Genomic DNA, 12,592 nt, shown 5'->3' with positions numbered 1-12,592 from the left:
CGACCCGATTCACGGCCTGAGGACTCCACGATGAGCTACAAGTCTGTCAACTTCCGTCGCATCAACGCTGCGGCCGGAGGAATCGCCGCCACCCTGGCGCTGACGCTCCTGATTGGCGTGATTCCTGCACAAGCGGTCACAAACGATGAACCGACCGCCTCTCCCACGCCTACGCCAACACAGACACCGGAGCCAACCGAGAGCCCCGAGCCGACGCCGACACCGACGTCCGTGCCCTCAGCAACCCCCGAACCGTCCGCGACCCCCGAGCCTACGGCGACAGCCGAACCAACGCCCGAACCCACCACGCCTTCACCCGACACGCAGGAGCCCACACCGACACCCGCACCGCCTACACCGACACCGACGCCCTCACCTGCTGAGAGCCCGGCGCCGCCCGCGGACGATGCCGGCATCGAACTCGAAGGCGGAGTAGTCCCCGAACCTGACCTTGGAACACCCATCGACAGCGTCCATGTCGACGATGTCCCCGCACCCGAGGCGGGCGCATCAGGAGCTTCCGAAACTCTGCCTGCCGAGACGACCCTTGAGGCATCACATCACGAGCTCGAGCTCACCCGTGGGGACACGTTGACAGCACGCACGGATGCGTCTGATGGGGGAGTGGCTGCGCAACCCGAGGGACAATGGCAGCCGGTGGATCCCGCCGGAATCAGCGTCGCTCCCGCAGCAACAAACACGCAGGCCCGGTCGCTGTGGGCGAAGCCGTCTGCGTCGTCGGTGTCAGTCGACGTCCTCGCCGAGGATGACGCCGCCGAACTTGGTCTCACCGGTGTGGTGCTGCAGTTGCGCCGGACCGATGGAGCGACGTACCCCACCACCGTCGGCGTTCGGATTCCGGAGTCCGTGCTCGACGGACTCTACGGAGCCGACTACGAAAGCCGCGTTCGGTGGGTTCAGACGGACGCCCCATCCGGCACAGCTGCCCGCACAGCGGGCGACACTAACCTCGAAGGCGACCCCGAGCCAGTTGCTTCAACGGTCGACCCCGACGGATCAGTGATCCTCACACCAATGGTGGGCACACAGATGGTCACGCTGGCAGCGACCTCTTCTCCGATCTCGTCAACGGGGACGGGCGCGTTCAGCGCAACCTCACTCAAGCCGGCCTCGTCGTGGGATGTTTCCGCCCAAACGGGAGATTTCTCTTGGTCGATGCCGCTGCGGTTGCCGCCCGCAGCAGCGGGCCCCGCACCATCAGTGTCACTGAAGTACGACTCACAATCGGTCGATGGACTCACTGGCTCAACGAACAACCAACCCACCGCGATTGGGGAGGGATGGGCGCTCACCGGAGGCGGATTCATCGAACGCTCCTACGCGTCCTGCTCCGACGATGGCCACCCCAGCTCCGGTGATCTGTGCTGGAAAACAGACAACGCCACCCTCAATCTCGACGGACACTCCGGTCGCCTCATCAAAGACCAGACCTCGGGCGAATGGAAACTCCAGAACGACGACGGCTCCCGCATCCAGCATCTCTTCGGCACATCCCAAGGATGCACGGACAACGGAACAGAAGAGAACGACTGCTGGCGCATCACCACCACCGACGGCACCCAGTACTACTTCGGCCTGAACAAATACTCCGGTTGGACAGACGGCAAACCCACCACCGACTCCACTTGGACCGTCCCCGTCTTCGGCGACGATGCCGGCGAGCCCTGCCACGAGGCCACTTTCGCGGCATCCCAGTGCATGCAGGCGTGGCGGTGGAACCTCGACTTCATCGTTGATACCAACAGCAACGCGAACGCGTACTACTACAAGCCCGAGACGAACATGTACTCGATGCTCGGAACCACACCCACAAACTACGTGCGTGGCGGGCAGCTCGACCACATCGACTACGCCCTCCGCGCCTCACAGATCTACGCATCCAACGCTGCCGCCGGCAAGGTGATGTTCGGGTACAGCCCCTACGGCCGCTGCAACGACACCACACACGCCAACTGCAGCAACAACACCACCCCTGTAGCCACAGCACCCGCGCACCCAACCGCATACCCGGACGTACCGTTCGATCTTCTATGCACCAGCGGCACCTGCTCCGGGAAGCTATCCCCGTCGTTCTGGAGCACTCAGATGCTCGATACCGTCACCACCAAGGTCCGGAAGCCCAACCCCTCAACGGGCGTCGTCGCCACTTCCACGGTGGACGTGTGGACCCTGACCCACACCTTCCCCTCGCCCGGGGACGGCACCAGCCCGGCCCTGTGGCTGGATCGTGTCGGACACAGCGGCTTCAGCGGCACCAGCACACTCCCCGACAACCCCACCATCTTCACCAGCATCCCACTGCAGAACCGAGTGTGGGCCAAAGACGGCCTCGTCCCGCTGGACAAGCACCGCATCTCCGTCATCACCCTCCCCACCGGAGGCCGCATCGGGGTCAGCTATTCCTCTCAGGAGTGCACCCCGGAAACCGCAGCCGCGATCCTCGCCGCAGCGAATACCAACACGAAGAGGTGCTACCCGCAGTGGTGGAGCCCCCAAGTCACACCCCAGGTAGCACCGCAACAGGATCTGTTCCATAAATACGTGGTCACCTCGGTGGTCTCGAACCCGGTCACCGGCGGAGGAAACGACGAAACCCAGAAAATTACCTACAGGTACAGCGTCGGCACACCACGTTGGCGCTACGACACCTCGCCCGCCACCCCCGATGACAAGCGCACCTGGTCAGACTTCGCTGGCTACTCGAAAGTCGAAGTCCGTGTCGGCGACCAATCCGACACCACCCTTCAACAAGCAACCATCTACACCTTCTTCCAAGGCATGGACGGCGACAAAGCCACCACGAGCGGCGGCACAAAAAGCATGACCATCCTCGGAAAAACAGACTCCCGATGGCTCGCCGGGCGCGTCGCAGAAGCAAAAGTCCTCAACGGAGTCGGCGGCGCCACCGTCTCCGACACCCTCACCACGGCGTGGGCCTCAGACGTCACCGCAAACGACGGAACAAACACTGCACGCATGGTCGCCGACGGCGACGTGCTCGTAACCGAACCAACCTCGAGCGGCACAAACCGAACCGTTCACACGGTCACCACCTACGACCCCACCTACGGTCTCCCCGTCACAGAGAACAAGATCACCTCGGACGCTGGTACAACGTGCACCAAGACCGAGTACGCCACCGCCAACACCACCAGCTGGATCATCGGCCTCCCCAAGGAAATCGGAAAAGCCGGCGTCGACTGCGCCAACTACGCCACCTCCGTGTACCCGGACAAAGCGATCTCACGAATCCGCTTCTACTACGACGGCAGCTCCACCTACACATCCATCCCCACCAAGGGGAACCTCACCCAAACCACCACCCCCGACTCGTACTCCGGTCCCGCACTCGCGAACGCCCACTTCATCACGGCCTCAAAAACCAGCTACGACGCCTGGGGCCGGGTCGTGTCGATCACCGACAGTCTTGGACACACCGCAACCACCGCCTACACGCCTGCCGCGGGAGCCACCGCAGGAAGCGGCGCCCTCACCACCACCGTGGAAACAAACGCCCTCGGGTGGGCAAGGACCACAACCTACGACGCGTCCTGGGGTGTCGAAACATCCGTCACCGACGCAAACGGGAAAGTCACGTCCGCAACGTACGACGCTCTCGGGCGACGCGTGGGCGTGTGGATGCCGTGGCGTCCCGCCGCGACCAACCCTCAACCCTCCGTCGCCTACGTCTACAACGTCTCCCAAACGGGCCCATCAATGGTGCTCACAAAAACACTGAAACCCAACGCTGTCCGACTGGACTACTCCCTTTATGACGGCCTCGGACAACTCGTGCAAACCCAAAGCACCGCAGAAGGCCCAGGATCCGTCGTCACCGACACCGGGTACGACTCCGCAGGCCGCGTCAACATGACCAACAACTCCTGGTGGTCCACTCTCAACCCCTCCGACGAACTCGTCGTACCCCTCTCGGAACAGAACATCGACTCCAAGACCACCACCGACTACGACGGTGCCGGTAGGACCACGAAGACCACCCTTCTGTCTGAAGCCGTCGAGCACTCCAGCACCACATACACCTATACCGGCGCCGACCTCGTCACCGTCGTCCCGCCCGCAGGCGACACACCGACGAGCACCTACACGAACTCCCTCGGTCAGAAGACCAAACTCGTGCAGTACCTCGCCGCGACCGCGACTGGAACAACGAAAGAGACCACCTACACCTACAACGCTCAAGGCTCGATGAGTTCCATGACCGACCCCGCCGGGAACGTCTGGAGCTGGGAGTACGACGTCCTCGGACACCAAACCTCATCAACCGACCCCGACACCGGAACCACAGTCTCCACCTACGACGTCGCCGGCAATCTCCTCACCACCAAAGACGCCCGCAACATCGTCGTGGCCTACGACTACGACGACCTCAACCGCAAGATCGGCCAATACAAGAACAGCGCTGACGCGGCAGGAACGAAACTCGCCACCTGGACCTACGACACCCTCCAGAAAGGACAGCTCACCTCCAGCAGCCGCTACGACGGCACCCTCGCCTACACCCGCACCGTCGGCGGCTACGACGACGGATACCGCCCCACCAGCACGAGCGTGAAAATCCCCACAGGAGCTCCCGTATTCGGAGGGAAGACCTACACCACCAGCTATTACTACGAGCAAGACGGTTCACTGAACGCCATGAGCCTTCCGGACGCCGGTGGGCTCGGAGCCGAAGACATCTTCTACTCCTACACACCCTCCGGCCGCATCAACGGCATGTGGGGCAGCCAGAACATCATCGGAGACATCAAATACACCGGCATCGGCCAACCAGCCGAATACCGGCGAGAAGGAACAGGAACCGGCACCTCCGCCAGCCTCTACTCCACCTACGTCTACGAACCCGCCACCGGATCCATCGCCGAGATCAAAGAAACCCGCAAGGTCGGCGCTACGGCCACCGTCCTCGCCGACCGAAACTACGGACACGACGCCGCAGGGAACGTCAGCTACGTCAAAAACACGCTGTCAGCCACCACCACCGACACCCAGTGCTACCGGTACGACAAGCTCCGGAACCTCACCGACGCGTGGACGCCCGCCAACAACACCTGCTCCACCGGGCCCAGCACCAGCAACATCGGCGGCCCCGCCCCCTACTGGACCAGCTACGCCATCGACAGCAGCACCGGCAATCGCACCAGCCTCATCAAACACCCCACCACGACGGCCGGCACCACCACCACCGACACCTACACCTACCCAGCCGCCGGCTCCGCCCGCCCACACGCTGTCCAAGGGGTCACCCACAGCAGCAACGGGGCGACGGACAACTACGGCTATGACAGCGCCGGAAACATGACCACCCGGCCCGGCCAAACCGTGACCTACACCGCCACCGGAAAGGTCAAAGCCGTCACAGCCGGGGGAGTGAGCCAGGCATACATCTACGACGCCGACGAAACCCTCCTGATGCAATCAGACACCACCAACGGAACCGTCCTCTTCATGGGCGAAACCGAGATACGCATGCCCGCCGGCAGCACCACCGCAACCGGTGTCCGCACCTACAGCATCAACGGACTCCCGGTCGCAGAACGCACCGCAACCGTAGGAGTCACCGACAAGCCGCTCCGCTGGATCACTACCAACATCAACGGCACCTCCGACCTCGAAGCACTCGAAAGCACCGGCACCATCACCCGCCGCTACGACGACCCCTTCGGCAACACCCGAGGAACCGCCGCCACCTGGTCAAGCAACCACAAATACCTCAACGCACCCATCTCACCGCTCACGAAGCTAACGCAGCTCGGGGCGCGTGTGTACGACAGCACGATCGGCAAGTTCCTGTCCGTAGACCCGATTCTCGCTCCGTACAATCCTCAGCAGAACAATGGGTACGCGTATGCATCAAATACCCCGGTGACTTTGTCTGATCCTTCGGGCCTCTGTCCGCCTGGGCCGGGAAATGGTTGCGCGTCGGGTGCGGCGAACCGTGGGTCTATCAGCGGCCAGCGAGAGACACCCAGCACCAGCGGCGGAGGCAGCCCGCCGACAATTGGAAATCGACCGAGCGGTTGCGCGCCTTGGTGCACGCCCACCGAAAGCAGCACCTTCCCAGCCCCTCTAGTGCCGGTGCTCCCTCCGATTGCTGTACCGGCGCCCCGCAACGTACCTGCGGTGGGTGTTCAGGACATCGGAGTAGGCGCGCTCCGCGGCATCGGACTTTGGGCCGTAATTGGGATGGTGCTCAGTCTTTCTGGATCCACGAGCGACGGCGGGAAGCCGCTAAACGAGAATCCCGAATCGATCGAAGCTCAAGTGAGTGACCAGAGCACACCAGCCACACCGGATTGCCCCCCCGGGTTCCTCCTATGTGGCCCAAGTGGATCCTCGGGGGAGGTCGAAGCCCCTAAGACGCTCGACGAACTGGTCGAATCGGGTCTTCGACCGGCGAAGAATGACCTCAACCGAGCTGGCTATGAGTACCAGAAGCATGCTGGACGGGGAGAGCTACCTTCTGTACCCGGAAAGGATCTGAATCGTGTCGGCCAAGAGTTTCTGGAGGAAATTGTTAGAGACTCTGGAACGCAGGTACGAGGCGTCACTAGTGGACGCTTCTCCGGCGGAACACGGTATGTCGCACCCAATGGTTACAGCGCGACGTTTGATTCCAACGGACTTTTCCAATATTTCGGAGTGAATTAGGGCATGAGCATCGAACCGAGACCCGTTGAGCTCAAGGATTGGCGCCTCAATGCTCGAACGAAACTTCGCGGATTGATCGGGAAACGTATTCATCGCGTAGACTACTTGGGCTCTGGTTCGTGGTCTGAGGTGACCGATAGCAACGGAGCAATAGACAGCGTTGACAGCGCAATCGTGCTGCATCGAGGGGACCCGCAAAATTCGCTCGCCTTCGCATGGGCACTGACACGGGATCAGCAAGCTTTGTCACTGACGGAACCCACCATTTTCCGGTCACAGGCTAGTTGGACCGCTACGGAACGACCGGGATGGGCGCGCTTCACGCGGTCGAACGTTCGTGCTATTTCCGCCTATTTTCATCAGGCGGAGGACTCATACGCTGAAGCGCTATGGGCGGTGTCGCTCGTAACAGAGAATGGCAGCTGCGCTCATATCTGTCTAGGTCGTTTGGAGAACGGAGCGCCGGTCTATAGCCCTACCGAACTCCTGGTTGCTTTCGCGGATGACGCAATCGACCTTCAAGGGCCGTCGACCCGAGTCGAAAAGCTTTAGAAAAGGGTGTTCTACTCCTCCCCTCAATGGCTTTGAATATTGCTGGTAGACGGACGTGCCCCGACTAGGCTGCCTAGCCCAAGTCAACTGAGATCTCCGCGCTCATAGGGACGGATGAATCAAGATTCACCGGGCTCCTATGAGGTGTTCAACCCGGAGATAGCTGCGCCGCTGGATCCGTAAGTCGAGCTCGCGGCTCGGCGCTAGGCGATTATTCAAAGCGGTGTACCCCGCCAAATGACGATGGAAAGTACCGGATTGGTACGAACGATATACACTTCGGGCAGTGTGCAGGTTGTGACAGAGCAAGAAGGTCAAATCGTTGTGACGGTCCTTAGCAAATGAACCAGAGCCGCCACCGGCTCCTGTCCGAGCTTATTCAGATCATCGACCGGTACCTTAACGACGGTGCCGGAGTGATAGACGTTCAGTCGCGCCTGGATTCAACCATGCGTTTGTTAGATCAAACCGATCGTATGTTAATCGACCGACTACGCGATGCAGAAGCCGACCTCGAGCTGGCTCAGTACGGGATGCCCGAGAGCGCGCAGAGCGGGTTCATACGAGACCAACTCTTGAAAGTAAGAGCGCAAGCGGGGGAAGCACTTAAGAAGCCTTCTTGAACATGGTCACCCACATGCGGTCCAGGGGTCTCAGCAGCAGCGGAACTCGCTGTATCGCATCCAACGGTTATCGCGCGACGTTTGATTCCAACCTATTGAGCTCGAGGATTCTATTGAGCTCGAGGATTGGCGCGCGCACGCCCGAACGACGTTCCGAGGTTACGTCGGCCAACGTGCCAGTCGCGTCGACTACAGGGGGGCGAGTCCATGGTCTGGGGAGACCGACAGCGATGGAACTACGGACGTGTCGACAGCGCAATAGTCTTGCTCCGGGAGGACGGGCGCAGTTCCGTCGCAGTCGCCTGGGCATTCGCGCGAGAGCAACAAGCCTTGTCGCCGGCGGAGCCTGCGACCGTTCGATCGCAGGCTGATTGCTTGCCTCTGGACGCCCGGGTCCTCAGAGGTACGACACTTCGGTTCGGAGGTGAGATCAGGATGGCGCTCAAGGCGGCTTTCTCCCATGCTGTGTGCATCTGAGTGCCGTAGACAGGTCCCTTGCCCGGCCCCATCGCCACCTTCGTCTCAGACGCGATGGCCCTCAAGCTTGCAATCGTGGCATCGCCGGTTACCGCGCCTCGCAGTGCAGCCACCTCGAAGCCGACGCCACGCACGCCAGAACCCACGACGACGACCTTCCTTCGCAGGTAGTCTCGCGGCATGGTTAAGGGGACGGATGCGACGGCGGCTGTGCTGGTCCACATTGATTCGCCGTTTCTGAATTTCACGGAGACCGGCCCTGATTTTCGCTGGATAGATTGTCGTCGTTTCACAATCAAGTCACCCGGCAGCGATGCTGAGATTCTCGCCTCTCTAGTGGCCAACGACTGGTACGACCATAGCTTCGCCGAACCGACGCCAAGTCGCCCGTCTCCAGGTGCTCGGGTTCACGGACCCTACCGCCTTGACGCCATCTCAGCGGCGACATTCTCGCCAGTCGCTCGAGTGGACGCTCTTTGCCAACTCGAGGCTTGGGCGCGCAAGTACGACGGCGCACCCCTGGCGTTTCTAGCAAAAGTCGGGGCAATGATTGAGGATCTTCTGCCGACAGACTGGACCGTCTATGAGCTGCCGGACATTCGATCGTTCGCGCAGCATGACTGGGGCAACGTCATCGGAGTCGACGGCTTCTTCGAGTATGTAGGCGTATCGCCAGATCGGTCGAAGCTCACGCTAATCGTCGCCAGCGACGATTAGCGTCCGGAGCATCATGGCCCCTCTCATTTTCTACGCTTTCGGCATCATCCTTGGAACTTGCCTCATCGTCTTCAGACACAAGAGCGCGGAAGGAATGCAGACTCTTTTTCGAACGTTTGGCGACAATGGAGGACCTTTGGCTCGTCGATACACCCCCGGTCACAGCGTTTTCGGTGGGGTTTTACTTCTGATTTTCTGCGTGGTCCCATTCATCATCAATTTGGTAAGTCTGATCCGAATTGGCTGATGGTCGACCTGAGGCGTAAAGCGGACGATTTGAGCGGCGGTGCTTTCGCAAGTTGCGGAGCTAGTCGCGACCCTGCGGATCGCGGGCCTTATGGTGGTCGCTGCGCGCCAAGCCGATAATAATTATTATGTCAATAAGAAGACGGCATCTTCGCACGTGATTCGAACTGGCCGGTCCCCTCGACCTCCCTCACATTGCAAGGAACCAGAGCCCGCCTGGACGCCAAGAACGAGTGGACTGCATGGAAATCGCTTCGACGCCCTTGTTAGTAAATGACCGCTGATCGGACGTTTCTTTGACACGCTTGACGCACATTCGCGGTTAATGCGAACATTTCGCATATTATGCGGATGGATGAGCCGGGTCAACCAGGAGCGGTTCCTGTCCATCTGCGCGCTGGTATCGCCATCCTGAACGCCGAGGAAAGCGTCTGGGTGGCGATGCTCGACGGGTGGGCTGCACAGCAGGTCACTCGGCTTCTGTCGGCGTCGACGATCGAGAAGCGCCGTTCGATCGCGGTGCGGTTCCTGGCGTTCGCTGGCTGCTATCCGTGGTCGTGGACGGCGTCGATGGTCGATGAGTTCTTCCTCGAGCTCCGCGGTTTGAAGGGCGCGTCCCACGCGACCCTGCTGGGTTACCAGAACGCGTTGCGGATGTTCCTGGAGTATCTGACCGATCCGGCTTACGGCTGGAGCGAGCACTGCTGGGACCGGTTCGGTGACCACCCCGCTCAGGTCTTCCACGAGTGGAACACCGCCCGTCACGCGCAGGCCGCGATCGGCACCCCCGGAAAGCGGCCTTACACCCGCGACGAGATCCAGGACCTGTTCGATTGCGCGGACGACCGGGTGCTCCGCATCCGCCGCTCCGGGTCGAAGGGCTGGATTCCGGCGTTCCGGATCGCGACGATGATGAAGGCCGCCTACGCCTGGGGTCTGCGCCGCAACGAGGTCCGTCAACTCGATCTCGTCGATCTCGCCTCAAACCCTAGGGCACGCCAGTTCGGTGATGTCGGGATCATCTATGTCCGGTTCGGGAAGGCGATGCGCGGCTCTCCCCCGAAGCGCCGCACGGTTCTGACGCTGCCGGAGTTCGACTGGATCGTCGAGTGCATACGCGAATGGAGAACCGATGTCCGGCCGCTGTTCGCGCCACCCGGGTCGACTGCGCTTTGGCCGAGCGAACGCAGCGGCATGGTCGCCGCTGACTCCGTGAGCCGGGCCTTCAACGAGGTCCGCCGCGAGGCGGGCTTGGTCGAGGATCTCGACTTCCATTCGCTGCGCCGCTCTTACGTTACGCACCTGGTCGAGGACGGTTACGACGCCTTCTTCATCCAGCAGCAAGTCGGCCACGAACACGCCTCCACGACCTCTATCTATACCGGCCTGTCCCCCGATTACCGCGCCCGCGTCGTCGATGACGCGATCGCCCGGATGGCCACCCAGCTCACCACGAAGGAAACCTGACCATGCAACGACGAATCGAACACGGCTGGCGGCTTCGGGAGCTGATGGCCGCCCGAGGAATGAACACCATCTCCGACCTCATCCCGCACCTCTCCGATCGGGGCATCCACCTCTCGGACTCGCAGATCTATCGCCTCGTCGGCGGCACGCCCGAACGCATGAACCTGGCACTGCTCGGCGCGATCCTCGACACCCTCGACTGCACCTTCGAGGAGCTCTGCCCGATCACCGTCCAGGCCGTTCCCGACCGCGCCACCGGAACGGTCGACGCCTCGGCGACGAAGGACGCGTTCCGTCCCGCTCGAGCACGGGTCCACCGACCTGAATGAGCCGGCCCCGCTCCCCTGCCGAATGCGTCCGCTGCGGCCGCACGGGGGTTCGGTTCGCCACCACGTGGCCTGAGGGGCGCATCTGTCGACGCTGCTACCAACGCGCCACCCGCCTCCACGGCACCTGCCCGGGCTGCCACGTCAATCGTCTGCTTCCCGGACTGCTCGCCGAGGAACCGTGCTGCGTCGATTGCGCCGGAATCCCCAAAGACTTCCACTGCGCCCGTTGCGGCCGCGAAGACGAACCCGTCCGCATCGGACTCTGCGCCCACTGCTGCCTCACCGACGACCTCACTGACCTCTTCACCGACACCCACGGGCACATCAACCCCACGATGCTGCCGCTGTTCACCGCTCTGACGCAGCAGGCGCACGCCCGCAGCGCCCGGGTCTGGTTGATCGTCAACCCGCACACGAAGGCACTCATCCGAGATCTCTCCCGCGGCGTCGCGCCACTCGAGCACGCCACCTTCACCGGACACAGCCATCCGAGCAAGGTCGCGTTCCTCCGGGAACTCTGCGTCGAACACGGCCTCCTCGACCCTGTCCACCTCGACATCGAACGATTCCAGACCTGGCTCGACAGCAAACTCGCCGGCGCCGAACCTGACGACGCACGCCTGCTGAGGCAATACGCCCGCTGGGTCCACCTCAACCGCATGCACCACCTCGCCACCACGGGCCAGCTGAAGAAGGGCACCTTCCTCTCCGCCAAACAATCAACGACCGTCGCCCTCGAGTTCCTGCGCCACATCCGAGACCGCGGCCACTCCCCCGCGACCTGCACCCAGACCGACATCGACGACTGGCTCATAGGCCCCACCACCCGAAGTCTTGCCCGCGGCTTCGTCCGCTGGTCCGTCAGCCACCGCCACCTCCCCTCGCTCGAGTTTCCCTACCGAGTCGCGAAGGCGGAGCCGATCATCACCCAGCAACAACGACTCGACCACATCACCCGGCTCCTCTCCCCCACCAACGCCCTCGACCCGGACGAGCGCGCCGCAGCCCTGCTCCTCCTGCTCTATGGGCAGCCACTCGTCCGCATCGCGCAAATGCGGCTGCACCAGCTCACGGCCACCGAAACGGCGATCATCGTCGCGTTCACCGGCGACGTCCTCACCATTCCGTCACCGTTCGACCGTGTCATCCGAGAACACCTCGCCGCGCTGCCCCATCAGACAACATCCGCCCACCGCGACAACCAGTGGCTTTTCCCCGGCGGCCGACCCGGCCAACACCTCCACCAGGGCACCCTGATGAACAAGCTCCGCAACGCCGGGGTCGACCTCCGCGGCGCCCGCAACGCCTCCCTTCGAGCCCTCGTCCTCGAACTGCCCGCACCCGTCGTCGCCGACTCCCTCAACTACAGCTACCAAGTCACCGACAAGCACCGTCAGAACACCGGAGCCACATTCGCGGACTACGTCTCCAGACGCCCCTCCCCCAACACCGGCACCAGCACCAGCACCGCTTGATTAATACAGCAGACAC

At 62.2% G+C, this 12,592-nt stretch carries 5 protein-coding genes; all 5 read left to right on the top strand.

Going from position 1 to position 12,592, the window contains the following annotated elements; all coding sequences use genetic code 11:
- Positions 1-30: 30 nt before the first annotated feature.
- The 5 genes from HL652_RS22000 (at position 31) to HL652_RS21000 (ending at position 12,576) form a co-directional block, all read left to right on the top strand.
- Positions 31-6,690 (top strand): RHS repeat domain-containing protein, encoded by a 6,660-nt coding sequence (locus HL652_RS22000; protein ID WP_171707510.1) that lies wholly within the window; start codon positions 31-33, stop codon positions 6,688-6,690.
- A 1,832-nt stretch (positions 6,691-8,522) separates the two neighbouring features.
- Positions 8,523-9,059, top strand: coding sequence for a hypothetical protein (locus tag HL652_RS21015; RefSeq protein ID WP_171707509.1), 537 nt, complete (start codon positions 8,523-8,525; stop codon positions 9,057-9,059).
- Positions 9,060-9,656: 597 nt separating this feature from the next.
- Positions 9,657-10,772 carry a tyrosine-type recombinase/integrase gene (locus tag HL652_RS21010; RefSeq protein ID WP_171704751.1) on the top strand — a complete coding sequence of 372 codons (1,116 nt, stop codon included), beginning with the start codon at positions 9,657-9,659 and terminating at the stop codon, positions 10,770-10,772.
- A gap of 2 nt (positions 10,773-10,774) precedes the next feature.
- Positions 10,775-11,101: a helix-turn-helix domain-containing protein gene (locus tag HL652_RS21005; RefSeq protein ID WP_171704750.1), complete on the top strand. Its 327-nt coding sequence runs from the start codon at positions 10,775-10,777 to the stop codon at positions 11,099-11,101.
- The gene (locus HL652_RS21000) at positions 11,098-12,576 is read left to right on the top strand and encodes a hypothetical protein (RefSeq protein ID WP_171704749.1); all 1,479 of its coding nucleotides are present in this window, start codon (positions 11,098-11,100) and stop codon (positions 12,574-12,576) included. The genes HL652_RS21005 and HL652_RS21000 overlap by 4 nt, the downstream gene beginning before the upstream one ends.
- The last annotated feature ends 16 nt before the right edge of the window (positions 12,577-12,592 follow it).

It is taken from the genome of Herbiconiux sp. SALV-R1 (genome assembly GCF_013113715.1).
Taxonomy (GTDB): Bacteria; Actinomycetota; Actinomycetes; order Actinomycetales; family Microbacteriaceae; genus Herbiconiux.
This window is presented reverse-complemented; position numbering and strand designations above follow the sequence as displayed.